The sequence below is a fragment of the Streptomyces sp. NPDC032822 genome (assembly GCF_055578825.1).
Genome location: NZ_JBVIOL010000001.1, coordinates 49050 through 73122, shown reverse-complemented (window position 1 = coordinate 73122; position 24073 = coordinate 49050). Strand labels below are relative to the sequence as shown.

Genomic DNA, 24073 nt, shown 5'->3' with positions numbered 1-24073 from the left:
ACCCATCCGACTCCGACCCCCCTGGAGACACTGGATGTTGACGGTACGAAGGCGTGTGACGGCCCTGGCCGCGGCGGCACTGGGCGGAGCCCTGCTCCTGTCCTCCTGCGGCGACCCGGACAGCGGCGCCGCCGACGGCAAGACACTGAGGCTCTGGCACTACGAGGCCCCGAAAAGCGCGATGGGGCAGGCCTGGGCGGAGGCGATCAAGGTGTTCAAGGCCGAGCACCCGGGTGTGAAGGTGGAGTTCGAGGCCAAGGGCTTCGAACAGATCCAGAAGACCGCGCCGATGGTCCTCAACTCCTCCGACGCGCCCGACCTCATGGAGTACAACAAGGGCAACGCGACGGCCGGCCTGCTGTCCCGACAGGGCCTGCTGACCGACCTCGGCGCGGAGGCGAGGAAGCGCGGCTGGGACCGGAAACTCAGCGCGGGCGTCCGCACCACCAGCCTCTACGACACCGACGGCGTGATGGGCTCCGGCAAGTGGTACGGGGTGACCAACTACGCCGAATACACGATGGTGTTCTACAACAAGGACCTCTTCGCCAAGTACAGGATCGCCGAGCCGAGGACGTTCGCCGAACTGACCGCCGCGATGGACCGGTTCGTCGCCGAGGACATCACTCCGCTCGCCAACGCCGGTGCCGAGTACCCCGCCCACCAGTACCTCTACCAACTCGCCCTGTCGAAGGCCGACCGCGCCTGGGTCGACGCCTACGAGCTGTACAAGGGGAAGACCGACTTCCACGACCCGGCCTGGACCTACGCGGCGGACACCTTCGCCGACTGGGTGGAGAAGGGCTACGTCGGGAAGAGCTCCACCAGCGCGAAGGCGGAGGACGCCGGGGTCTCCTTCCTCCAGGGCAAGTCGCCGATCCTGTTCTCCGGCAGCTGGTGGTACGGCCGCTTCCAGGACGAGGCGACCTTCGACTGGGGCACCTTCCTGTGGCCCGACTCGAACCTCACCCTCGGCTCCGGCGGCAACCTCTGGGTCGTCCCCAAGGGCGCCGAGAACAAGGAACTCGCCTACGACTTCATCGACATCACCCTGTCGAAGAAGATCCAGAACCTGCTCGGCAACAAGGGCGGCGTCCCGGTCGCGGCGGACGCGAGCGCCATCACCGATCCCGGGTCCAAGACCCTCATCGACAACTTCAACACCCTCTCCGGGCGCGACGGCCTCGCCTTCTACCCGGACTGGCCGAGCCCCGGCTTCTACGACGTCCTCGTCTCCGAGACACAGAAGCTGATGACGGGCGGCACGAAACCGGACGGCTACCTCGACGCCCTGCAGGAGGCGTACGACAAGGGCGCGCCGAAGCGATGACGGTGACCGTCGAACGCGGCGGGCGGGTCACCGGCGGGCACTCCCCCACCGGGTCCCCGCACCGCCGCCCCCGCGACTCGTACGCCCTGTTCCTGCTCCCCGGCGTCCTCGCCTTCCTCACCGTCATCGTCGTCCCGTTCCTGATGAACACGGGCGTCAGCTTCACCGACTGGCAGGGCGTGGGCTCCCCGGACTGGACCGGGCTCGCCAACTACCGGGAGCTGCTGGACGACTCCGAGTTCTGGGCGTCCTTCCGGCACAGCATGTTCATGGTCGTCGCGATGGCGGCCGTACCGACGGCGCTCGGACTCGTCCTGGCCGCCGCCCTGTTCGACCATGTGGGCAAGCACTTCGGCAGCGGGATCACGACCGTCCTGCGGGCCTGCTTCTACCTTCCGCAGGTGCTGCCGATCGCGGTCGCCGGCATCGTCTGGAGCTGGATCCTCGCCCCCGACAACGGCTCTCTCAACGAGGTGCTGAAGGCGGTGGGCCTGTCGTCGTGGCAGCAGGACTGGCTCGGCGACCCGGACCTCGCGCTCTACAGCGTCATGGGCGTGATGGTCTGGGTCCAACTCGGCTTCCCGCTGGTCGTCTTCATGGCGGGCCTGCAACGCGTCGACCCCCAGCTGTACGAGGCGGCCGAGCTGGACGGTGCCGGCTGGTGGCGCCGCTTCCGGCACATCACGCTGCCGCAGATCCGCCCGGAGATCTACGTCGTCCTCACCTGGTGCACGATCGCCGCGCTCAAGGTGTTCGGCGCGGTGTACGTCCTCACGAAGGGCGGCCCGGGCGGGGCGACGAACGTCCCCTCCTACTTCTCCTTCACCACGTTCTTCGAGAAGACGCAGGTCGGCTACGGCGCCGCGATCTCCACCGTGCTCACCGTGATCATCCTGCTGCTGTCCCTGATCGGCCTGAAGCTCCAGACCCGCGCCGAGGACGCCGAGGAGGGGACCCGCGTATGACCACGGCCCTGCGCCGCTACCCCGTGCTGGTCGCCCTGTGCGTCGCGGCCCTGTTCATGGTCGTGCCGTTCGTGATCGTCGCGGTCAACGCCTTCAAGTCCCCCGCGGAGTACGCCCAGAACGGCCCCCTCAGCCTCCCCGACGGCTTCTACACGGACGGCGTCAAGGACTTCTGGGAACGCGTCGACTTCGGGCAGAAACTCCTCAACTCGGTGCTGATCAGCGGGGCGGTGGCGGTCCTGGCGGTGGTCCTGTCGGTCCTCAACGCCTACGCGATCGGCATCGGCCGCATCAAGGGCCGCACCTGGGTGCTCGCCTTCTTCGTCCTCGCGAACATGCTGCCGCAGGAGGCGCTGGTCTACCCGGTCTACTACCTGAGCAAGGAGGCCGGACTCTACGACACCAGGCTCAGCGTGATCATCGTGTTCACGGTCGTCCAGGCGGCGTTCGGCACCTATCTCCTCTCCGCGGTGCTGGGCCGGTTCCCCCGCGAGATCATCGAGGCCGCCCGCATCGACGGGGCGAACAAGTGGCAGGTCCTGTGGCGGATCGTCGTCCCGGTCAGCCGCCCCACCCTCGGTGTGCTGCTGGTCTTCTTCTTCATCTGGACCTGGAACGAGTTCCTGCTCCCCCTGGTCATGCTGATCTCCAACGACAACCAGACCGTGTCGGTGGCCCTCGGTGTCCTCCAGGGCCAGCGCCTGATGGACGCCACGATGACCAACGCGGCGGCCCTCCTCGGCATCCTGCCCGCCCTCCTCTTCTTCCTCGTCTTCCAGCGAACCCTCACCCGTGGCATCGCCGTGGGTGCCGTGAAGTAAGGAATCCCCCCACATGAAGTTCACCGACGGCTACTGGCTGCTGCGCGAGGGCGTCGTCGCGGACCATCCCACCGAGGTCCTCGACGTGACGGCGACCGAGGGAGGCACGCTGGAGATCCACGCGCCGTCCCGCCCCGTCCGCAGCCGTGGCGACCTGCTGACGGGACCGGTCATGACGATCAGCGCGCACACCCCGATGCCCGACGTCATCGGCATCACGTTCACCCACTTCCGGGGCGAACGCCCGAGCGCGCCCGCGTTCGAACTGGCCACAGAGGTCCGGGGGCCCGGGGGAGGCCCTGCGGACCGGCGCGGCAGCGTGCAGACGTCCTACGACGACGAGCACGCGACCCTCACCTCCGGCTCCCTGTCCGTCCGGTTCGCCCGCTCCGGGCCCTGGCAGGTCGACTTCCTCGCCCACGGCAAGGTCCTGACCGGCAGCGCCGCCAAGAGCATGGGCATCATGCGGGACGCGTCCGGCGCCCACTATCTGCGCGAACAGCTCGGCCTCGGTGTCGGCACGTCCGTGTACGGCCTCGGCGAACGCTTCGGCCCGCTGGTGAAGAACGGCCAGGTCGTCGACATCTGGAACGCCGACGGCGGCACGACCACCGAACAGGCCTACAAGAACGTGCCGTTGTACCTGACCGACGCCGGCTACGGCGTCTTCGTCGACCACCCGGGCAAGGTCTCCTTCGAGGTCGCCTCGGAGGCGGTGTCCCGGGTGCAGTTCAGCGCGGAGACCCAGGAGCTGACGTACTACGTCATCCACGGCCCGACGCCGAAGGACATCCTCCGCAAGTACACGGCCCTGACCGGCCGCCCGGCCCTCCCGCCGGCCTGGTCCTTCGGGCTGTGGCTGTCGACGTCCTTCACGACGTCGTACGACGAGGAGACCGTGACGTCCTTCATCGAGGGCATGCGGGAGCGTGAACTGCCGCTCTCCGTCTTCCACTTCGACTGCTTCTGGATGCGCGAGCACCACTGGTGCGACTTCCGGTGGGATCCCCGGGTGTTCCCGGACCCGGAGGGCATGCTGAAGCGGCTCAAGGAGCGGGGGCTGCGGGTCTCCGTCTGGATCAACCCGTACATCGCCCAGCGCTCGCCGCTGTTCGCGGAGGGCAAGGAGCTGGGCCATCTGCTCAGGCGGCCCGACGGAAGCGTCTGGCAGTGGGACCTCTGGCAGCCCGGCATGGCGTTGGTGGACTTCACCAGCCCCGCCGCCCGCGACTGGTACGCGTCCAAGCTGGAGGGGCTGCTCGACCAGGGCGTCGACTGCTTCAAGACGGACTTCGGCGAGCGGGTGCCCCTCGACGTGACCTGGTCCGACGGCTCCGACCCGGAGCGGATGCACAACTACTACACGTACCTCTACAACCGCACGGTCTTCGACGTGCTGCGCAAGCACCGCGGCGAGGAGGAGGCGGTCGTCTTCGCCCGCTCGGCGACCGCCGGGAGCCAGCAGTTCCCGGTGCACTGGGGCGGCGACTGCGAGGCGACGTACGAGTCGATGGCCGAGTCCCTGCGCGGCGGCCTCTCCCTCGGGCTCTCCGGCTTCGGCTTCTGGAGCCACGACATCGGCGGCTTCGAGGGCACCCCGACCCCCGCCCTGTTCAAGCGGTGGGTGGCCTTCGGGCTGCTCTCCTCCCACAGCCGTCTGCACGGCAGCTCCTCCTACCGGGTGCCGTGGCTGTTCGACGAGGAATCGGTGGACGTCCTACGGCACTTCACCCGCCTCAAGCTGCGGCTCATGCCGTATCTCTACGAGGCGGCGCGGACCGCCCACACCGAGGGCGTGCCGGTGATGCGGGCGATGGTCCTGGAGTTCCCGGACGACCCCGGGTGCGCACACCTGGAACGGCAGTACATGCTCGGCCCCGACCTGCTGGTCGCCCCGGTGTTCAGCGACGAGGGCGAGGTCGCGTACTACGTCCCCGAGGGCACCTGGACGCACTTCGTGACCGGACGGACGGTGACCGGGCCGCGCTGGGTGCGGGAACAGCACGACTTCCTGAGCGTGCCGCTGCTCGTCCGGCCGGGGGCCGTGATCCCGGTCGGCGCGGTGGCCGACCGGCCCGACTACGACCACGCCGACGGCGTCCTGCTGCGGGCGTACGGCCTGGAGCGGGGGCAGCAGGTGGCGGTGCGGGTCGGGGACGTGACCTTCACCGTCGTCCGCGAAGGGGACCTGCTGCGGGCCTCGTGCAGTGATCCGGCGGCGCCCTGGGGACTGGCCGTCGGCGAGCGCGAGGTGCGGGCGCCGGCCGGGACCGGGTTCCTGACCCTGGAGTGGGCCTGATGGTGAAGATCACGGACGTGGCGCGGCATGCCGGGGTCTCCCCGAGCACCGTCTCGTACGCCCTCAGCGGCAAGCGCCCGATCTCCGAGGAGACCCGGCTCCGGGTGGAGGAGGCCGTCCGGCAGCTGGGCTACCGGCCGCACGCGGGCGCCCGGGCACTGGCCGGCAGACGGGCGAAGGTCCTGGCACTGGTGGTGCCGCTGCGGACCGGCATCCATGTGCCGGTGGTGATGCAGTTCGCGGTGTCGGTGGTGACGACGGCCCGGCGGTACGACCATGACGTGCTGTTGGTGACGCAGGAGGAGGGCGAGGAGGGCCTGCGCCGGGTCGCGGACACGGCGTTGGTGGACGCGCTGATCCTGATGGACGTCCAACTGCACGATCCCCGGATGCCGTTGCTGCGGAACCTGGAACGACCGTCGGTGCTGATCGGCTTCCCGGCCTCCTCCGAGGGCCTGACCTGTATCGACCTCGACTTCAGGGCGGCCGGCGAGGCGTGTGTGGAGCATCTGGCGGGGCTCGGTCACCGGGTGGTGGCGCTGGTCGGGTCGCCGCCCGAGGTGTACGTGCGGCAGACCGCGTTCGCCCAGCGTGTGGTCCAGGGCTTCACCGCCGCCGCCGACCGGCACGGACTCTCCTCGGCCGTCCACCCCTGCGAGGCCGGGCCCGGCGCCGCCCGCACGGTCGCCGAGCGACTGCTGCGCGAACAACCGGCGTTGACGGGGGTCGTCGTCCACAACGAGCCGCTGCTGGAGCCGCTGATCGACGCCTTCGAACAACTCGGCCTGCGGGTCCCCGGCGATCTCTCGGTCACCGCGATCTGCCCCGACGAACTCGCCGAGTCCGTCCGCGTGCCGGTCACCTCGGTCGCCCTGCCGTCCGCCGAGATGGGCACACGGGCGGTGGAACTGCTGATGGAGAAGCTGGACGGCGAGGCCGTGGCGGAGGCGACGCTGCTGCCGGCGAGGCTGACGGAACGCGCCAGTACCGCTCCACGCGACGCATGACGCGTGGAGCGGTACCGGCGGTCGTCGACGGACCCGGAGGTCGGGGGGCCTAGGGCTCCTCGACCAGGTATCCGACGTCCCCCACCACGTACTCGCCGTAGTGGAGGGCCGACCCGATGCTCTCCAGTCTCTGGTACTGGTCCGGGGTCAGCGACGCGCCCCGGGTGTTGACGGCGGTTCTCAGCAGCACCCGGAGCGCCAGGTCCGGAGTGCAGCGGTGGGCACAGGCGGCGAGCGCCTCGCGCACCTCGGCGTCCAGGAACGACGCCTGCTCCAGCTCGGCGAGGACCGCGTCCCGGTGGGCCGACCCGTCCTCCAGGTCGGCTCCGGTGAGCGGACGGACGTCCGGCTTCGTGGCCAGCCGGGCGTCACACAGGCCGACGACGGTCCGTGTCCACTCGGCTCCCGTGGTCCGCGTGAAGCTCGGCAGATACTCCGCGCCGGCCGTCCACAGCACCTCCAGGGTCTCCGAGGGAAGGGCGGCGAGCAGGGTCCGGGCGTCGCGGCGGACGGCCAGGATCTCCTCGTCGGCCTCTCCCGGGAAGTGCTGCGCGACGATCTCGGCCGCCGTGTCCCCCTCCCGGATCCAGTCCTGGTGGAAGAAGCCCATGACCCACGAGACGCCGAAGTCGAACTCGGTGAAACGCTGCACCGCTGGTCGCCTCCTTACTTCGGGTAGCAGGTCTGGACGTAGTAGCCGGCCTTGTGCCCCGGTGCTCTCACGATCTTGATGAAGAACTGGTTGCCGGCGGCCTCATCGGCCTTGTTCTCCCAGTAGACCGTGCCCAGGGAGGAGTCTTTCGGGCCGTGGGTACCCGACCAGGTCAGCTCGTTCTTCTGATTCTTCCGGAGCCAGTTGCCGATCTTGGTGTTATTGGCCTTCAGCGTCTCGTCGATGACCTTCTGTGCCGTCGCCTGGTCCGTCCACACGCCGTTCGGCGTCTCCTTCCCGAGCTTCCTCGACTTCTCCGCGGCGAACGCCTTCGCCTCCTGCGGGTTCGGGCGCACATGCTCCTTGAGGGTGTGCGCCTGGCCGGGGAACTTGGCCTCGTCACCCGCGAGGTCGTTGCAGTTGTGGACCAGGACCGGGGTGCTGCCCGCCACGGCGTAGAACGTGTGCAGACCGGACACGGTCAGGTCGTACACGGTCCGGGGCTTCGACGCGTCCCGGTCGCGCAGGGCGGTCACGGTGCGCAGGGCGCCGTCCGGGGTGCGCAGGCGGTCGCCGGCACGCAGGTGCAGGGCGAGGGTCCAGCCGCGGTCGGCGACGAAGACCTTGTGGCCCGGTGTGCTGGTGAGCCGGCCCCCGTCCGCCAGGGTGATCTCCAGCAGATCGGCGGCGGGGTGGGAGAACGTCCGCGTGACCGGCTCGCCCCGCGTGATGCCGGCGTCGGGGTCGGTGGCCAGGAGCAGGTCGCCCGGGCGCACGTCCCGGATCGGCTTGCGGCTGCCGTCGGCGAGGACCACTTCGGTTCCGCCGGGGAAACTGTTGACCTTGCACGCCGTGCGCGTCTCCTCGAACGCGTCCACCGTGCGCTCGATGTCGGCGAGGGTCTCCGGGTCGACGTCCAGCTTCTTCAGGGCCTTCAGCGCGTCGGCGACACCGTCCCCGCGGCGCAGGGCGGCGTTCAGGGTCCGGATCGCGTCGGCGATCAGCTCGTAGGCCTTGCCCGGGATGAAGTTGGACGCGGCCCAGGCGCAGTCGCCGTAGCTGCCGCCGTCGTCGGCGCTGGTCATCTTGTGGTAGCAGCCGGTGAAGTCGCTGATGAGGGCGTCGAAGAGGCCCTTCCACAGCTCCTTGGTCGCGTCCCAGGACGACATCTTGATCGTCTTGGTCAGCTTCGGGAACGTCTTCGTGGTGAGGAAGAACGTGTCCTCGGCGGGGCAGCCGGACTCGGTGGCGGGCACGTCCGGGTTGGCGCACAGGTAGTAGCTGACGACCGCGTCGAACGTGACCTTGTAGACCAGGTCGCAGGGAAGGCGCGAGCAGTCGTCGGGCAGACGCTGCGGGTCCCCCCGCTGCTTGAGGTCGTCGATGACGGAGAAGACGCCGCCGACCCCGGTGCCCGCGCCGGTCTGCACCTGCTTGTTGGCGTCCTCGCGGCCGGCCTGGTCGGCCGCCTGCTGGGCCGAGTCCGCGTACTTCTTGGCGTCCTTCGCCGCCTCCTCGGCCGCGGTGGCCTCGATGTCGGCGCGGTCGGCCGCCGCGCGGGCGTCCTTCGCCGCCTGTTCGGCCTCCGAGGCCGCGGTGCGGGCGGCGTCGGCGTCCAGGGCGGCCTGGTCGGCGGAGGAGCGGGCGTCCCGGGCGTGGCCCTCGGCACGGCCGGCGGCCTTGTCGGCGGCGGCCGCGTCCTCGGTGGCCTGGCTGTTGTACTCGATGGTGCGGGCCAGCGACTTCTGCGCGTCGGCGGCGTACTTGGCCGCCTCGGCGGCGTAACCCAGCGCCTCCTTGGCCGACTTGCGGGCGTCGGACGCGAAGCCGGCGGCCTCGGCGGCCAGCGTGTAGGCGGCCTTGGAGTCACCGGTCGCCGCGTTCGCGAGGCTCTGCGCCTGCGTGGCGTTCTTCTGGGCGTTGGCCGCGTGCGCCTCGGCCACCGCCTGCTGCTGCTCGGCGATCGTCTTCGACGACTGCCCGGTCAGGACGACGAGTCCGGCCGCGGAGTCGGTGGTGACGTACGGGGAGCCGAGCTGGATCGCGTCGTTCGCCGGTGCGGCGACCTGGCGGGCCGAGTTGCCGGCGTCCTCCGCCGCCTGGGCGGTGGTGTACGCGTGCCCGGCGGCGGCTGCCGCGCCGGCGACCGCCTTGACGGCCTCGGCCCGGGAGGCGTCGGCCTCCTTCTTCGCGTCGGCGGCCTTCGTCTCCGCCTTGTCGGCCAGTTCGACCGCGGTCTTGGCCGCGGAGGCGGCGGCCTGGGACGCCTTGATGGCGTCCGCCGCCGCGCTCGTCGCGGTCCGTACCGCGGCCTCCGACTTCAGCTTGGCGGCCTGGGCCGCGTCCGAGTGGGAGCGGGCACGCTTGGCCGCGGCCTCCGCGCGCGTCGCCGCCGCGTCGGCGTCGGCCGCGGCCTGGGTCGCCGCGTCGGCCTCGGCGCGGGCGGACGTCGCCGCCCCCTCGGCCTCACCGGCGGCCCGGTCCGCGTCGTTCGCCGCGGCCCGGGACTCCTTGGCGTCGGCGTCCGAGGAGTGGGCCTCGGCGTAGGCGTCCTTGGCGTTGGCCTTGGCGCGGGCGGCGTTCGACTTGCTCTCGGCGTCCCACGCGTCGTCCCGCTTGCCCTTCGCCCGGTCCCGGGCGGCCTCGGCGTCCTGACGCTTGCTGCGGGCGGTGGACTCGGCGGTCTCCGCCCGGCCCTTGGCCTCGGTGGCGGTCTTCGCGTAGCCCTGGGCGTTCTCCTTGTGCTGGGCGGCCTCGGACTGTTTCTGCGCGGCGGTCGCCTTCTCCGCCTTCGCGGTGGCCTCCTCCGCCTCGGCCGCGAGCCGCTCGGAGTGCGCGGTGGCGGCGGCCGACTTGGCGTCCGCCTCGGCCTTCCGCGTCTCGGCGAGCTTGGTCTTGGCGGTGTCGCGGGCGGTCTTGGCGTTGGTCGCCTGTACGGCGGCCGCGTCGGCGGCGGCCTTCGCCTGCGCCCTGGCCTCGTTGGCGGCGGCCGTACGGAACGCCGCCTTGGACGCGGCGGCCTGTGTCAGCGCGCGGGCGGCGATGGTGGCGCTGTCCCCGACGGCGGCGCGGGTGGCCGCGTAGGCGGTGTCACCGGCCTTCGACAGTGCCTCCAGAGCGGCTGCCGACGCCTTGGTGACCTGGGCCTTCTGCTGTCCGACGAGGAGACCTCGGCCCCGGGGCGCGCCGGCCTTGTCGGCGGTCGCGTAGGCGGCCTGGGTGGCGGTGTCGGTGGTCGTGGCGGCCGTCTTCGCGGCGGTGGCCTGGGCCTTCAGCAGGTCGAGCTGCTTCTTCGCCGCGGCCTGGGCGTCGGTGACGCCCTTCTTGGCCTTGTCGAACTGGGCCTTCGTCGGGTAGTCGATGTCGTCCGTGCCGTTGTGGCCGGCCGGCGTGATGTCGAACTTCTGCGGGTCGGTGCCCTTGCAGTCCCACATCCGCGTGTCACGGCCGTTGACGTAGGTCGCGAGGTCCAGGCAGTTGCCGGTGCCCGGGTTGTACAGGCGCGTGGTCGCGTGGGTGTCGTACTCCCACTTCTGGGCGGCGGAGTCGTTGCACGTCCAGATCTGCAGCGTCGTGCCGTTCGCGGTGCCGGAGCTCTTGATGTCCAGGCACTTGCCGGAGTTGACGTTGACCAGCGCGCCGCCGCGGATCGACCACTTCTGGCCCGCGCTGCCGTTGCAGGTGTAGATCTGCACGGGCAGGCCGTTGGTCTTGCCGGAAGCGCCCACTTCGAGGCACTTGTCGGCGGCGCCGTGCGCGTGGATGGCCATCGGGCTGTCGCCGATCCAGCCGGGGCCGCCGGCGGACCAGTAGTCCTGCCAGCGGGCCAGCCGGTCGGTGATCCACGACTGGCCGAGCATCTCGCCCAGCGCCTTGGAGCCGGTCGCGAGGGCCTTGGTGGCGCCGACGTTGGCGGTGAGGATCTGGTTGCGCTGGGTGGCCTGCGAGGAGATCTCCTGCTGCCACTCGGCGGACGCGTCGGCGACCTCCTTGCCGAGCACCTTGTTCGGGTCGACCGGCCCGCGCCAGGCGCAGGAGGCGAACCGGGTCTTCAGGTCCTCGACGGCGATGCGGTGTTCGACGGTGCCCGGCTCGGGCGCGGTGCGCGGGAAGCCGCCGGAGCCCAGGAAGAGACGGGCGTTGTCCTCGCCCGTGGGCTCCAGGGACCAGTTCGCCAGGCCGTCCCACGCCTGGTGTTCCTCGACCGCCTGCTGCCACTGCGGGTTGGGGAGCGTCGGGTCGGGGTCGTTGCCGTAGAGCGGGGTGCCGAGGTCCTTGACCGCCTTGAGGGTGGCCTCGTCGGCGAGCGGGGTCGGGTCCTCGTAGAAGTCCTCCTCGCTCTTCCAGAACCGGTCCCAGATCCAGGTGCTCAGACCGGTCTGCTCGAAGAAGCCCGGGCCCGTCCCGGTGGTGCCCGGCGGCCAGTGGAAACCGGTCACGGTGAACCCGGCCGGGGTGCTCAGGCCGTCGAGCGGCTTCTTCCAGACGTCGATGTAGGCGTCGAGCGCCTCCCCCTCCTTGCGGGCCGTGGCCCTGTCCGCCTCGAAGGCCTTCGCCAGCGGGGTGTCGGTCCAGCGCTCACGGTTGGCCGCGGTGTGCAGCTTGTCCGGGGTCTGGTCGAGCGCGCCCTGCGCGGTGCCGAACATGGCCGGACCGCCCATGCGCAGCACGTCGGCCATGAGGCACTGGTCCTGCCGCAGTTGCTCGGCGGCCTTGGTGTCGAAGCCGTCGTAGCTGTCGGCCACCAGGCCGGCGTCGAGGGTGCGGTCGTCGACGGCGTCCGGCCGGCCGGCGATCGTGGCCAGCACGGCGAGCGCCAGTACCGACGGGACAAGTCGCGCGAAGTGTCCGGATTTTCGCGTCGAGGGCATGAGGAACCCTGGTCTGGAACGCAAGAGAACATCCCGGTTTCGTAAGAGGGGCAGGCGGGGGCCCGTACGAAGAAAAGTGGCGGCGCCGCGAGGTGGTCAGGCCTCGGTGCGGCTCGGATGCCTCAGGAATCGCGGCATGGCCACGAACCCCTCCCCGTAGCGACGGTGTTCCCCCGGTCGCTGATCGACGTGCGCGAGGACGGAGGGGTCAGCTCCGCCGACGGCGCTACCCGACGGTAACGAATCTGTGTGCCCTATGTGAAGGGAGTATTCACATGCGTTTCGGAACCGTAGTCAAGTCGGCCGAAGGGACGGTGGCCGAGGGGAGAACCGCGACGGGCGCCTCGACCTTCACCCTTTGCCCCTCCTGCCCGTCCCGTCACGATCGCTAGCATGTCCACGGACGATGAACGCGGTGACGGGGGTCGGGCATGGCACGCGACGCACACGACGAGCGCGACGAACACGGGGACGACTGGCTGGACTTGGCCGACGCCATCGAGGTGCTGCGGTCCCAGCTGTCGGAGGCCCAGCGGCGCGGTCAGGACTCCTCGCTGCGCTTCGTGCTCGGTGAGATCACGGCGGAGTTCGAGATCGAGCTGGTGCGGGCGAGGAACGGCGGCGGGAAGCTGCGGTTCGGTGTCGTGGAGGCGGACGCCCGCGGTGAGCGCTCGGCGCGCTCCACACAGCGTCTGACCCTGCGTCTGAACCCGGAGCACCGCGGCGGCGGAGACGTGGCCGTGGGCGACGTCGAATAGTCCGGGGACCGGCAGATGGAGTGGAAGCAGGTCGTCCAGGTCCGCGGCACGAGTTTCGGCAGCGGCTACCTGATCGCCCCGCGGCTCGTCCTGACCGCCGCGCATCTCCTGCCCCGGGACGGCCACCTGAGCGTCCCCACGGGTGTCCACGCGGACACCCGCCCGGACATCGACCCGGACATCACGGTGTCCCTGCCGGACTCCACGGCACGGTTCCCCGCGGTGGTGCGGTGGCGACGGCACGACGAGGCCGTGGACGCCGCCCTGTTGGAGATCCCCGCGGACACCCCGGACTGGACGCCGCCGGACACCCTGCGCGGCGCCCGGGGCCGGCACCCGCAGCGCTGGGGCTGGTGTGTGACGGGCGGGACCGAACTACGGCTCACCGCCACCGGATTCCCCCGCCAGGAGCGGGCCGCGCACCGCCGGAACCAGACGGCGCTGGTCGGCCGGGTCAGACCGCACGGCGGCGCCGCCTTCGAGATCCTCGACGACATCGGCCTGCTGGAACCCGACCTCTCGGGGCTCGACGCGGCCACCGCCGCGCGGACCACCCCGTGGTCGGGGATGTCGGGCTCGGCCGTCTTCCTGTACGGCGAGAAGCTGCTGTTGGGCCTGGTGCGGGCGGACCGCCGGCCGGACCAGGGCACCCGGCTGACGTACACCCGCAGCGAGGACCTGCTGGCCTGCGCCGACTTCCGCGCGGTCGTCCGCGAGGCGACCGGCGTCGGCCCCCGGCTGGAACCGGCCGAGTTCGTCGGCCTGTTGGATCCGGCGCCGCCCAGGCGTGCGGTGTCCTCCCCCATCATGCTGCTGCGGGCGGACGCCGAGGTCGTGTCGTTCCACGGCCGCCAGGACACGCTCGCCGACCTGGAGGAGTGGTGCCGGGCGGATCCGGACGGCCCTCCCGCCGCCCGGGTGCTCACCGCCCCGGGCGGACAGGGCAAGACGCGGCTGGCACGGCAGCTGATGGCGCGGATGCGGGAGCACGGCTGGGTCGTCGGACAGGTCGCCCACGAGCCCCGCGACCTGCACACCCTGCGCGCCGTCCAGCATCCACTGCTGCTGGTCCTCGACTACGCCGAGACCCGGCCCGACCTGGTCCGGACGTTGCGGGAACAGACCCGGGAGGCCAGGCATCCGGTGCGGCTGCTGCTGCTCGCCCGCTCGCTGGGCTCCTGGCAGACCCGGGCGACCGGCGCCCTGCCGGAGACCCGGCTGCACGCGCTCAGCCCCGGCGCGGCCGGCCGGGAGGAGGCGTTCCGGACGGCGGCCCGGGACTTGTCCCGCCATCTGGCGGAGGTGACCGGCGCGGGTGACGTCGACTGGGCCGGGCTCGCCGACACCCTTCCGGCCGTCCGCCCCGCGGCGGGGCCCGGCGCCGAGACGGCCCTGACCGTGCAGATGGCCGCGCTGGTCGCGCTGCTGCGCCACGTCCGGCCGCACCGGCCGGACGGGAGAACCCTGGAGGACGAACTCCTCGACCACGAGCGGAAGTACTGGCAGGACACCGCCGACGACTGGGGCATGGGCCCGCGGGCGAACAGGCTCCTCGAACCGGCGGTGGCGGCGGCCGTGCTCTGTTCCGCACACGACGAACAGGAGGCGCGGGAGACCGTCGCACGGCTGCTGCCCGACGAACCGCCCTGGCTGGTCACCGACATCACCGCCTGGCTGCGCGACCTGTATCCGCCGCCCGAGGGCCGCTACTGGGGCCGGCTGGAGCCGGACCGGCCGGCGGAGTACCACGCCTCGGAGCAGATCCTCGCCGGCGGCGGACTGCTCGGGCGGCTGTTCGGCCGCGCCCCGGACCACCAGCGGGCGCAGATCCTCACCGTACTGGCCCGGTCCGCGGTGGCCCACGCCAACGAGGGCCGCGCGGAGAAGGCCCGCGCCGTCGTCGACCGGCTGCGCGAGGCGCTGCGCTCCGTCCCGGCCGACGCCCCGCTGACCGCCGCCGTGCTGCGCGCGCACTCGGACACGCTGCCGGACCACTCCCACGTGCTGCGCGACCACGCGCTCGACGTCGCCCGCGAACTGAGCCGCCTGTGCCGTGCCACGGGAGACGACCCGCGGGCCCGACGCGACCGCGGGTGGGCGCTGCACAACCTGGCCGAGCGGCACCTCGCGGTCGGCGACCGGGAGGACGCCCGGCAGGCGGCCGTCGAGGCGGCGGCGATCCGCCGGGACATGGCGGACGACGGCACGACGACCCACCGCACGGAGTGGGCCGACTCCCTGCTGGTGCTGTCCCGCGCCTGCCGCACGACCGGTCGCCTGATGGAGGCGTACGACGCCGGCGACCGGGCGTTGCGCCTGTTCCGCGCGCTGGCGGAGGAGGACGGCGAGGAGTGGGAGAAACGCGAACGCGGACTGGTGCGGGCCCTCGTCAACCAGTCGGGGGCGGTCTGGCAGCTCGACCCGAGCGCGATCCCCTTCGACCAGGTCGCCCGGTCCGACGCGCACACGGAGGAGGCCGTCCGGCGCGCCCGCGCCCTGGTACCCCGGCATCCCGAACTGGATCCGCTGCTGCTCGTCATGGCGCTCGCGGAGCGCGGCACGAACCTCTGGCGCCTGCAACGGCATCCGGAGGCGCTGGCGTTGAGCGAGGAGGCGGTCCGGACCGTCCGCCGGCTGGCGGCGGAGAACCCCGACGCGTACGCCCCCGACCTGGCCCGCGCGTTGATGGGTCTCGCGGTCGACCACAGCGCCGCCACCCGGTCGCGCGGCGAGGTGATGGCGCTGGAACGGGAGGCCATCGCCCTGCTGCGCCCGCTGGCCCGGGACCTGCCCGGCGTCCACCGCTCACCCCTGGCCCAGACACTGCACAACCTCGCCTGGGAGCAGTCCGACGAGGGCGACCACGCGGCGGCACGGGAATCGGTCGGCGAGGCCATCGAGCACCGCCGGGCCCTGGCCCACGACCCGTACGGCGTCGCGGTGCCCGACCTGGCCCATTCGGTCGCCGCCCTCGCCACCTTCCACGCCCGCGCGGACGACCACGAGGCGGCGGCGGAGGGCTTCGAGAAGACCCTGGAGATCTACGCCAACGCCCCGCTGCCGCTCAGCGCGAGCAACCTGGACAAGCAGTCCGGAACCGCCCTCCGGCTCGCCCGCGCCTACAACGCCCTCGGCCGCCCGACGCCGGCGGCCGCCGCCCTGGGCCAGGCCCTCGCCGTCCGGCGCCGCCTGAGCGAGTACGCCCCCAGCCTCTACGCGGAGGGGTACGCCACCACCCTCCACGACGGCTCCGACCTGTACCGGGGGCATCACCGGCCGGTCGCGTCGCGCATCCTGCTGCGGCAGGCGCTGCCGCTCTACCGCCGGCTGTCCCGCCTCGGCGAGGAGGGGGACGAAGGGCTGGCCTGGTGCCTGGACGACCTCGGCACCAGCTACGGAAGGTCCACGGCGACGGCCGGCCGGGCGGTCTCCGCGCTGCGGGAGGCGTACGAGCTGCGTGTCAGGCTGTCGGCGCGGGACGCGCGGCACGAGGCGGCGCTCGCCGACACCGGCACGGAGCTGGTGCGCGTGCTCCTCACCACAAGCGGCTTCCGCGACTGCCTCCCGGTCGCGGAACACACCGTCCGGCTGCGCCGCAAGCTGATCGTCGCGGACCCCGACACCCAGGAACAGCCCCTGTGCTGGGCCCTGCTGCGGCTGGCCGAGGCGCAGGCGATGACGGGGCACGGCTCCGCGGCCTGGCGCACCGCTCTGGAGGCGGAGGAAGGCTGCCTGGCGCTGACCGCCCGCCCCGGCGGCCTGTCCCCGGACCAGACCGCCGCGCTGCTCCAGTACCTGGCCCGCGCGCTGAGCCTGTGCGGTCGCCACGACCCGCGCCGGGCCGTCCGCGCGGTGGAACCGGCCCGGCGGGCCGTCCGCATCTACCGGGACCTGGTGGACCGGGACCCGCACCACTCCGGGCTCCAGGCCGCCCTGCGAGGGGCTCTCCGCCTGCTGGTCAGAGTCCTGGACCGGATCGGCCGTCACGACGAGGCCGTCGACGTACAGCTGCGCAGAGGAGCGTGACGCCATGACATCACCCCGTGAAGAGGGGCAGGACGAGTCGCTCGACGACATCCGGCGCGACGAGGAGAGCATCGCCCGCCTGGGAGAGCTGTTCTACCCGAACGTCCTCGAATTCGTCACCGACCGGCTCGTCTACTTCATTCCCCGGCCCACCCCGGCGTCCGGGCGGGTCTGGTGCCCGGAGTGGTTCCGTCACGCCCAGGCGCTCTCCCGGCTGGACTCGGTGTGGCGGGCCTGGGAGATGTTGCGTTTCGAACCGGCCCTGGGCATGTCGAACTGGTGGCTCCACCACGCGGACCCTCATCTGCGGGCCCTGATGGACTCGGTGACCGGGCCGTTCGCCCAGTGCGGCAACGGCCATCAGGACCAGCGGCCGCTGCCGCTCGTCGTCCCGCCGGAGGGGCTGTTCACGGACCAGCGGGGCGTGCCGGGCCAGGACCCGTTCGCCCTCGACTGAGCCCGTGTGCCCGCGCCTGGCTGTCCGTGCCCGGGCGCACGCCCATGACAAAGGCCCCGCCGCTCGAAAGCGACGGGGCCTTTGCCCACATGGGGTACCCGCTACAGCGCGGGCGAGTGGAGATGGCGGGAATCGAACCCGCGTCCAACGGTGCGGAATCAGGGCTTCTCCGAGCGCAGTTCGCTACGATTTTCTCGGCCCCGGAGATCTCGCGAACAAGTCTCCGACGGGCCCAGTCACTGTTTGATTTCCCATCGCATCCCGTGACCGGACGCAATGGTTTAGTCCCCTAGATTATGCCAGGATCCGGGTCGGGAACACTCCCGGGCTGACACCCATTAAGGGTCCCTCACTCACTGCTTATTAGGCAGCGAGGGCGAAGGACTGGGAATCGCTCTTGGAATTGGCGATTATTGGTTGCGACATATGGTTAACGAGATCATTGCCGCTTCCTCGGCTCGCTTCCCCTGCTTCGACAGCCGCTGTCGAAACCGATCATCCCCATGTATTTAATTGACAACAGCTCAAGCCCTCCGAGGAGGACGTGCGCACCTGCTGTGGGGTGCAGTGCCATCGTACGTGACCAACGCACGCCGATGCCACCGTATTCCCGGCGGCCTCGCCCCGCGGGCGGCGAGCCGCCCGCGCCTACTGGGCGGCGCGTTCCTTCCGCTTCGCCGCCGCGATGGCGCGGTCCGACTCCCGCCGGTCCTGCTTCTCGCGCAGGGTCTGCCGCTTGTCGAACTCCTTCTTGCCCCGGGCGAGCGCGATCTCGGCCTTCGCCCGGCCGTCCTTGAAGTACAGGGCGAGGGGCACGATGGTGTGCCCGGTCTCCTCGGACTTCGCCGCCAGCTTGTCGATCTCCTCGCGGTGCAGGAGCAGCTTGCGCTTGCGGCGCGCGGAGTGGTTGGTCCAGCTGCCCTGGCTGTACTCGGGGATGTGGGCGTTGTGCAGCCACGCCTCGTTCCCGTCGATCTGGACGAAGCCGTCGGTCAGGGCGGCGCGGCCCTGGCGCAGCGACTTGACCTCGGTGCCGGTCAGGACGAGCCCGGCCTCGTAGGTGTCGATGATCGCGTAGTCGTGCCGTGCCTTCTTGTTCTGGGCGACGATCTTGCGCTTGCCGTCCTTGGCCTTCACTGCTCCCGAGCCCTGCTTGGGCTGGGACTCCTTCGGTACGTACATTCCCTTGCTCATAGTCCGCCCATTTTCGCACTACCGAGGGGGGCTGCGGGAAGCCGATTAACGGCTAGCGGCCCAGGCCGCTCAGGACGGTCTCCGCGCGCTCCAGCACCTGCCGGTCCGTCTCCAGGTCGGGCGTGATGCCCTGGCCGTCGACCCCGCGGCCGGACGGGGTGCGGTAGTGCCCGACGGTCAGCTCGGCGACGGAGCCGTCGGGCAGCCGGCTCGGCATCTGGACCGAGCCCTTGCCGAAGGTGCGGGAACCCACGACGACCGCCCGGCCGCGGTCCTGGAGGGCGCCGGTGAGAAGCTCGGCCGCGCTCATGGTGCCGCCGTCGACGAGTGCGACCAGGGGTCTGGTGGTGTCGCCGCCCGCGTCGGCGTGCAGGGCGCGCTGCTCGCCCTCGACGTCGTAGGTGGCGACGAGGCCGCCGTCGAGGAAGGCGGAGGCGGTGGTGACGGCCTCGGTGACCAGGCCGCCGGAGTTGCCGCGCAGGTCGAGGACGATGCCGCCGGCGGCGGGGGCCTGCCGTACGGCGGCCCGCACACGCTCGCCGACCCCCTTGGTGAAGGCGGCGATCCGGATGACGGTGATGCCGTCGGCCGGGGTGCGGACGGTGACGTCGTCGGTGGACAGGCGGGCCCGGCGCAGGGTCTCGCTCCACGCGCGCGTGCCGCGTTCCAGGCCCAGGCGGACGGTCGTACCCGCGTCGGCGTCCGTGGCGTCGCCGCGCAGTAAGGAGACCACCTCGGTGACGGGACGTCCGTCGACCTTCGCGCCGTCGACGCTGCGCAGCCGGTCGCCGCGGTGGATCCCGGCGGCGGCGGCCGGCGAGCCGGACCGCACCCTGGTCACCTCGATCCGGCCGTCCCCCTCGCGCCGCGCCCACAGGCCGACGCCGGTGTACCGGCCGTCCAGGGCCTCCTCGAACTCCTCGTACTCGCCCTCGGAGTAGACGGCACCCCAGCGGTCCCCGCTGCGGCTGACCGCGCGCTCGGCGGCCTCCACGGGGGACGTGCCGTCGGCCATGGCCTCCTCGGCGGCCCTCGCCACCTCCTCGTGGCGGCTGGCCGAGGCGGCCGCGACGGTGGGATCGGAGGAGGCTTTCCGGTCGCGGCCCTCGGTCTCCGGGAAGGAGCCGGTGGCGGCGCCGGCGACCAGGACGCTCGCGAAGACCAATGTCAGGGCGGCCCCGCGGCCGATGCGGCGGGGCTGACAGAACAGGTCACGACCTGACATGCGGGTGAGTCTAGGACAACGCGAAGGGCCGCACGGTCGGTTGACCGTACGGCCCTCTTGGCATGCGTCACACCTTCAGGTACTTGCGCAGCGCGAAGAACGCGGCCAGCGCGGGCATCAGCAGACTCGTCGCCAGGATGAGCGGCAGCTTCGTCAGGACGGCGTCCCAGCCGATGAAGTTGATCAGGTTCAGCTTCTCGGACAGGGCGAGGCCGTGGTCGATGAGGAAGTACCGGGCGACCACCAGGAACCCGCACGCGACCGTGCCGCCGATCAGCCCGGCGACCGCGGCCTCCATGATGAACGGCGCCTGGATGTAGAAGCCCGAGGCACCGACCAGGCGCATGATCCCGGTCTCGCGCCGCCGGCTGAACGCCGAGACGCGCACGGTGTTGACGATCAGCATCAGGGCGACGACCAGCATCAGGGCCATCACCGCGCGCGCGGCCCAGTTCATTCCGTTCAGCAGCCCGAAGAGGTTGTCGAGGATCCCCTTCTGGTCCTGCACGGACTGCACGCCGTCACGGCCGTCGAAGGCGGTCGCGATGACCTGGTACTTCTCCGGGTCCTTCAGCTTGATGCGGTACGACTCCTGCATCTGGTCCGGCGTGAGGGAGCTGGCCAGCGGCGAGTCGCCGAACTGCTCCTTGTAGTGCTTGTACGCCGCGTCCTGGGACTCGTAGGTGACCTTCTCCACGACCGACGTCATCTTGTCGAGGTCGGAGAGGACGTCCTTCTTCTGGTCCTCGGTGACCGCGCCCTTGGCGCAGTTCGGGTCGGACTCCGCGTCGCTCTTGTTGCAGAGGAAGACCGAGACGTTGACCTTGTCGTACCAGTAGCCCTTCATGGTGTTGACCTGATCGCTCATCAGGAGCGACCCGCCGAACAGGGCGAGGGACAGGGCGACGGAGACGACGACCGCGAAGGTCATCGTCAGGTTGCGGCGGAGACCCACACCGATCTCCGACAGTACGAACTGGGCGCGCATGGCGGGTTCTTCAGGCCTTTCCGTGGACGGTCGTCAGACAGCGGTCAGTGCTGGTAGCCGTAGACGCCGCGTGCCTGGTCGCGGACGAGGCGGCCACTCTCCAGCTCGATGACGCGCTTGCGCATCTGGTCCACGATGTTCTGGTCGTGCGTCGCCATCACCACGGTGGTGCCCGTCCGGTTGATCCGGTCGAGCAGCTTCATGATGCCGACGGAGGTCTGCGGGTCGAGGTTGCCGGTGGGCTCGTCGGCGATGAGCAGCTTGGGGCGGTTCACGAAGGCTCTCGCGATGGCCACGCGCTGCTGTTCACCACCGGACAGCTCACCGGGCATCCGGTCCTCCTTGCCGCCGAGCCCGACGAGGTCGAGCACCTGCGGCACGGACTTGCGGATCTCGCCCTTCGACTTGCCGATGACCTCCTGTGCGAAGGCCACGTTCTCGGCGACCGTCTTGTTGGGCAGCAGACGGAAGTCCTGGAACACCGTCCCCAACTGGCGCCGCATCTGCGGGACCTTCCAGTTGGAGAGACGGGCGAGGTCCTTGCCCAGCACGTGCACCTGACCGTGGCTGCACCGCTCCTCGCGGAGCACCAGCCGCAGGAAGGTGGACTTTCCGGAGCCGGAGGACCCCACGAGGAACACGAACTCGCCCTTCTCCACTTCCAGGGAGACATCCCTGAGTGCGGGGCGGGTCTGCTTGGGGTAGACCTTGGATACGTTGTCGAATCGGATCACGGATGCACCACGGGTCGCCGGGGGTAGATGAGCGTGACCCTACGCGAACCGGGTGCGCCCGCGCAGGCACCGGATCGGGTTGGGTGCCAGTTGTGCGTTTTGTGCCCTCCCCTGTCCCATGGGACCCCGCGCTGAATCCCGGGGAACCTGGCACAGTGGAGGGGGAACGTTCGCGTTCCCGCAGGCGTTGTGTACGTGGAACCGGTGCAAGGAGGGCGAGCGCATGACGTACGACCGGCTGGTGTGCGCGAACTGCGCGGCGCCCGTGAACGAGGGTCGGTGCCCCGTCTGCCGTGCCAACCGCGAGCGGTTGCAACAGGGGAACCTGTTCGCGGGTCTGAACCCCATGGCGCTCATCACATTGCTGGCGCTCCTGATCGCGGCGGTCGCGCTGCTGGCACATCAGACCGCTTAGGAAGCGGCCCGAGGACGCACCAGAAGACATACGGAGACAGACGAGGGGCCCGGAGCGTAAGTCGCTCCGGGCCCCTCGCCGTACGACCCGCGTACGTTCCGTACGCGGACGGCTACCGTCTAGGCGACGGCGCCGCCCCGGCCGCTCATGAGGCGCGGCAGGATACGGAAGCCGATACCGCCGGCGATCATCGTGGCGGCACCGATCACCAGGAAGGTGGTCTGCGCGGCGCCGGTCTCGGCGAGCTCACCACCGCTGCCCTGGGCCGACGTGTCGGTCGAGACGTCCGTGCCGGTGTCGGTCAGGGAGGAGGAGCCCTCCTGCTGGGCGGAGTCGCCCGAGCCACCGTCGGGGTCGGCGTTGTTGCCGCCGGTGCCGTTGCCGTTGTCACCCGGGTCGTCGGTCGGGTCGGCGGTGGGCTCCTCCGTGGGCTCGGTGGGCTCCTCGGTGGGCTCGGTCGGCTCCGTCGCGGTCGGCTCGGGGTCCGTCGGGATGCCCGGGTCGGTGGGCTCGGGGTCCGTCGGGATGCCGGGGTCGGTGGGCTCCGGGTCATTGGGCTCGGTCGGGATGCCGGGGTCGGTCGGCTCGGGGTCGGCGAGGCCGGTGTCGACGCTCACGCCGACGCCGTTCTCGTCCGCGGTCACGCCGATCTCCAGCGCGGAAGCGGCGCCGGCGGCGGTCAGCGAGGCTCCGGCCGCGATCACGGCACCGGCTGCTATCCGCGCGATCCGGATCCGCGTCTTCTTCGTCATCTGGTTGCTACCCCCAGTAGCTCATTGTCAGTGAGGCGGCGCTCGGGGCCGTGATCTACGGGAGGAGGCGACTTCACTCAGGCCCCCCGGTTCACATGCACCCCAGAGATACGCATGCCGCGCTTCACCTTTCCCATTTTTCAAAGCAACGTCAAGGCCGTTGCGCGCGCAATGTCCGGCTACGGGATCTATGCCGGAGATTGAAGTGTGTGAGTGTGATGTAAAACCCAGACAACGCACACAGTTCCGGCCACACGAAAGACAACTGCCACCGAAGAGGCGACAGTTGCCTTGTCGACAAAGCGCGCTACGCGCCCCGCGCTACTTCTCCCGCTGCTTGCGCCAGCGAATTCCGGCCTCCAGGAAGCCGTCGATCTCGCCGTTGAACACGGCCTCGGGGTTGCCCACCTCGAACTCGGTGCGCAGGTCCTTGACCATCTGGTACGGGTGCAGGACGTACGAACGCATCTGGTTGCCCCAGGAGTTGCCGCCGTCGCCCTTGAGGGCGTCCATCTTGGCCTGCTCCTCCTGCCGGCGCCGGTCCAGCAGCTTCGCCTGGAGGACGTTCATCGCGGACGCCTTGTTCTGGATCTGCGACCGCTCGTTCTGGCAGGAGACGACGATGCCGGTGGGGAGGTGGGTCAGGCGCACCGCGGAGTCGGTGGTGTTCACGCCCTGACCGCCGGGACCGGACGAACGGTAGACGTCCACTCGCAGCTCGGACTCGTCGATCTCGATGTGGTCGGTCTTCTCGACCACCGGCAGGATCTCGACACCGGCGAAGGAGGTCTGGCGGCGCCCCTGGTTGTCGAAGGGCGAGATGCGCACGAGCCGGTGCGTGCCCTGCTCCACCGAGAGGGTGCCGTAGGCGTACGGGATCTGCACGGCGAAGGTGGTCGACTTGATGCCGGCCTCCTCGGCGTACGAGGTCTCGTAGACCTCGGTCTTGTAGCCCTTCTGCTCCGCCCACCGCAGGTACATCCGCTGGAGCTTCTCGGCGAAGTCGGCGGCGTCCACGCCACCGGCCTCGGCGCGGATGTTGACCAGCGCCTCGCGGGAGTCGTACTCGCCGGAGAGCAGCGTGCGGACCTCCAGCTCGTCCAGCGCCTTCTTGACGGCGGTGAGCTCGGACTCGGCCTCGGCACGGGTGTCCGGGTCGTCCTCCTCCTCGGCCATCTCGAAGAGCACGGAGAGATCGTCGATCCGTCCGCGCAGCGCCTCCGCCTTCCTGACCTCGGCCTGCAGGTGGGAGAGCTTGCTGGTGATCTTCTGCGCCTCGTCCGGGTTGTCCCACAGGGACGGCGCGGCCGCCTGCTCCTCGAGCACGGCGATGTCTGCCCTCAGCCTGTCGAGGTCCAGAACGGCCTCGATCGACTCCATGGTCGAGGAGAGGGACTTGAGCTCTTCGGATACATCGACGACTGCCACGCCACCAGCCTAACGGCTGTGGCAACCGACCCGGTCCTGGCGGCCGGGCGGGCAGGGCGAGGGGTCTCGGGCCGTCTTTCGTCGCACCGGGTCGGGGCGGGGGTTCCCCGCGCGCGAGCGACCGAGCGTGGGGAGGGTGGGCGCAGGTCCG

At 70.8% G+C, this 24073-nt stretch carries 17 protein-coding genes and 1 other RNA gene; 9 read left to right on the top strand and 9 right to left on the bottom strand.

What is annotated here, in order from left to right:
* The first annotated feature begins 34 nt into the window (after nt 1-34).
* Genes ACZ5VD_RS00265 through ACZ5VD_RS00245 form a run of 5 tightly spaced genes read left to right on the top strand, consistent with a single transcriptional unit; the run spans nt 35 to nt 6422 of the window.
* Nucleotides 35-1330: an ABC transporter substrate-binding protein gene (locus ACZ5VD_RS00265; protein ID WP_468679771.1), complete on the top strand. Its 1296-nt coding sequence runs from the start codon at nt 35-37 to the stop codon at nt 1328-1330.
* A complete protein-coding gene (locus tag ACZ5VD_RS00260; protein WP_468552891.1) occupies nt 1327-2295 on the top strand; it encodes a carbohydrate ABC transporter permease in 969 nt (322 codons plus the stop codon). Before ACZ5VD_RS00265 ends, ACZ5VD_RS00260 begins: the two co-directional genes overlap by 4 nt.
* Nucleotides 2292-3116 (top strand): carbohydrate ABC transporter permease, encoded by an 825-nt coding sequence (locus ACZ5VD_RS00255; protein WP_468552890.1) that lies wholly within the window; start codon nt 2292-2294, stop codon nt 3114-3116. The genes ACZ5VD_RS00260 and ACZ5VD_RS00255 overlap by 4 nt, the downstream gene beginning before the upstream one ends.
* 13 nt (nt 3117-3129) lie before the next feature.
* Nucleotides 3130-5415: an alpha-xylosidase gene (gene yicI / locus ACZ5VD_RS00250; protein WP_468552889.1), complete on the top strand. Its 2286-nt coding sequence runs from the start codon at nt 3130-3132 to the stop codon at nt 5413-5415.
* Nucleotides 5415-6422, top strand: coding sequence for a LacI family DNA-binding transcriptional regulator (locus ACZ5VD_RS00245; protein WP_468679769.1), 1008 nt, complete (start codon nt 5415-5417; stop codon nt 6420-6422). Before yicI ends, ACZ5VD_RS00245 begins: the two co-directional genes overlap by 1 nt.
* 49 nt (nt 6423-6471) lie before the next feature.
* On the opposite strand, the gene ACZ5VD_RS00240 is transcribed toward ACZ5VD_RS00245, so the two are convergent.
* The gene (locus ACZ5VD_RS00240; RefSeq protein WP_468552888.1) at nt 6472-7074 is read right to left on the bottom strand and encodes a contact-dependent growth inhibition system immunity protein; all 603 of its coding nucleotides are present in this window, start codon (nt 7072-7074) and stop codon (nt 6472-6474) included.
* A 14-nt stretch (nt 7075-7088) separates the two neighbouring features.
* The gene (locus ACZ5VD_RS00235; RefSeq protein ID WP_468552887.1) at nt 7089-11945 is read right to left on the bottom strand and encodes a ricin-type beta-trefoil lectin domain protein; all 4857 of its coding nucleotides are present in this window, start codon (nt 11943-11945) and stop codon (nt 7089-7091) included.
* 431 nt (nt 11946-12376) lie between these two features.
* Here ACZ5VD_RS00235 and ACZ5VD_RS00230 point away from each other — a divergent pair, with 431 nt between their 5' ends.
* Genes ACZ5VD_RS00230 through ACZ5VD_RS00220 form a run of 3 tightly spaced genes read left to right on the top strand, consistent with a single transcriptional unit; the run spans nt 12377 to nt 17186 of the window.
* Nucleotides 12377-12703 carry a trypco2 family protein gene (locus ACZ5VD_RS00230; protein WP_468552886.1) on the top strand — a complete coding sequence of 109 codons (327 nt, stop codon included), beginning with the start codon at nt 12377-12379 and terminating at the stop codon, nt 12701-12703.
* Nucleotides 12704-12718: 15 nt separating this feature from the next.
* Nucleotides 12719-16729, top strand: coding sequence for a hypothetical protein (locus ACZ5VD_RS00225; protein ID WP_468552885.1), 4011 nt, complete (start codon nt 12719-12721; stop codon nt 16727-16729).
* Between the two features lie 4 nt (nt 16730-16733).
* Complete coding sequence (locus ACZ5VD_RS00220; RefSeq protein ID WP_468552884.1) at nt 16734-17186, top strand: DUF4913 domain-containing protein; 453 nt, start codon at nt 16734-16736, stop codon at nt 17184-17186.
* A 114-nt stretch (nt 17187-17300) separates the two neighbouring features.
* Here ACZ5VD_RS00220 and ssrA read toward each other — a convergent pair.
* The 5 genes from ssrA to ftsE all read right to left on the bottom strand — a co-directional run bounded on the left by ssrA (nt 17301) and on the right by ftsE (nt 21327).
* Nucleotides 17301-17689, bottom strand: a transfer-messenger RNA (tmRNA) gene (gene ssrA, locus ACZ5VD_RS00215).
* Nucleotides 17690-17834: 145 nt separating this feature from the next.
* The gene (gene smpB, locus ACZ5VD_RS00210; protein WP_468552883.1) at nt 17835-18380 is read right to left on the bottom strand and encodes an SsrA-binding protein SmpB; all 546 of its coding nucleotides are present in this window, start codon (nt 18378-18380) and stop codon (nt 17835-17837) included.
* Nucleotides 18381-18432: 52 nt separating this feature from the next.
* Nucleotides 18433-19605: a S41 family peptidase gene (locus ACZ5VD_RS00205; RefSeq protein WP_468679767.1), complete on the bottom strand. Its 1173-nt coding sequence runs from the start codon at nt 19603-19605 to the stop codon at nt 18433-18435.
* Between the two features lie 67 nt (nt 19606-19672).
* Complete coding sequence (ftsX, locus tag ACZ5VD_RS00200) at nt 19673-20593, bottom strand: permease-like cell division protein FtsX (RefSeq protein WP_468552881.1); 921 nt, start codon at nt 20591-20593, stop codon at nt 19673-19675.
* A gap of 44 nt (nt 20594-20637) precedes the next feature.
* Nucleotides 20638-21327 (bottom strand): cell division ATP-binding protein FtsE, encoded by a 690-nt coding sequence (gene ftsE / locus ACZ5VD_RS00195; RefSeq protein WP_468552880.1) that lies wholly within the window; start codon nt 21325-21327, stop codon nt 20638-20640.
* 223 nt (nt 21328-21550) lie between these two features.
* On the opposite strand from ftsE, the gene ACZ5VD_RS00190 reads away from it, so the two are divergent.
* Entirely contained in the window at nt 21551-21742 is a 192-nt protein-coding gene (locus ACZ5VD_RS00190; protein WP_468552879.1) for a hypothetical protein, read from the top strand.
* Nucleotides 21743-21861: 119 nt separating this feature from the next.
* On the opposite strand, the gene ACZ5VD_RS00185 is transcribed toward ACZ5VD_RS00190, so the two are convergent.
* A complete protein-coding gene (locus ACZ5VD_RS00185; RefSeq protein WP_468552878.1) occupies nt 21862-22494 on the bottom strand; it encodes an LPXTG cell wall anchor domain-containing protein in 633 nt (210 codons plus the stop codon).
* A 321-nt stretch (nt 22495-22815) separates the two neighbouring features.
* Nucleotides 22816-23922: a peptide chain release factor 2 gene (gene prfB / locus ACZ5VD_RS00180; protein WP_468552877.1), complete on the bottom strand. Its 1107-nt coding sequence runs from the start codon at nt 23920-23922 to the stop codon at nt 22816-22818.
* Nucleotides 23923-24073: the final 151 nt, after the last annotated feature.

Excerpts from the sequence above, each read along its gene's own strand:
- ACZ5VD_RS00230 (WP_468552886.1), top strand. The coding sequence starts at position 12,377 with ATGGCACGCGACGCACACGACGAGCGCGACGAACACGGGGACGACTGG.
- ACZ5VD_RS00190 (WP_468552879.1), top strand. The coding sequence starts at position 21,551 with ATGACGTACGACCGGCTGGTGTGCGCGAACTGCGCGGCGCCCGTGAAC.
- ACZ5VD_RS00255 (WP_468552890.1), top strand. The coding sequence starts at position 2,292 with ATGACCACGGCCCTGCGCCGCTACCCCGTGCTGGTCGCCCTGTGCGTC.
- ACZ5VD_RS00185 (WP_468552878.1), bottom strand. The coding sequence starts at position 22,494 with ATGACGAAGAAGACGCGGATCCGGATCGCGCGGATAGCAGCCGGTGCC.
- ACZ5VD_RS00245 (WP_468679769.1), top strand. The coding sequence starts at position 5,415 with ATGGTGAAGATCACGGACGTGGCGCGGCATGCCGGGGTCTCCCCGAGC.
- smpB (WP_468552883.1), bottom strand. The coding sequence starts at position 18,380 with ATGAGCAAGGGAATGTACGTACCGAAGGAGTCCCAGCCCAAGCAGGGC.
- ACZ5VD_RS00260 (WP_468552891.1), top strand. The coding sequence starts at position 1,327 with ATGACGGTGACCGTCGAACGCGGCGGGCGGGTCACCGGCGGGCACTCC.
- ACZ5VD_RS00265 (WP_468679771.1), top strand. The coding sequence starts at position 35 with ATGTTGACGGTACGAAGGCGTGTGACGGCCCTGGCCGCGGCGGCACTG.
- ACZ5VD_RS00205 (WP_468679767.1), bottom strand. The coding sequence starts at position 19,605 with ATGTCAGGTCGTGACCTGTTCTGTCAGCCCCGCCGCATCGGCCGCGGG.
- ACZ5VD_RS00225 (WP_468552885.1), top strand. The coding sequence starts at position 12,719 with ATGGAGTGGAAGCAGGTCGTCCAGGTCCGCGGCACGAGTTTCGGCAGC.
- ACZ5VD_RS00235 (WP_468552887.1), bottom strand. The coding sequence starts at position 11,945 with ATGCCCTCGACGCGAAAATCCGGACACTTCGCGCGACTTGTCCCGTCG.
- ftsX (WP_468552881.1), bottom strand. The coding sequence starts at position 20,593 with ATGCGCGCCCAGTTCGTACTGTCGGAGATCGGTGTGGGTCTCCGCCGC.
- yicI (WP_468552889.1), top strand. The coding sequence starts at position 3,130 with ATGAAGTTCACCGACGGCTACTGGCTGCTGCGCGAGGGCGTCGTCGCG.
- ACZ5VD_RS00220 (WP_468552884.1), top strand. The coding sequence starts at position 16,734 with ATGACATCACCCCGTGAAGAGGGGCAGGACGAGTCGCTCGACGACATC.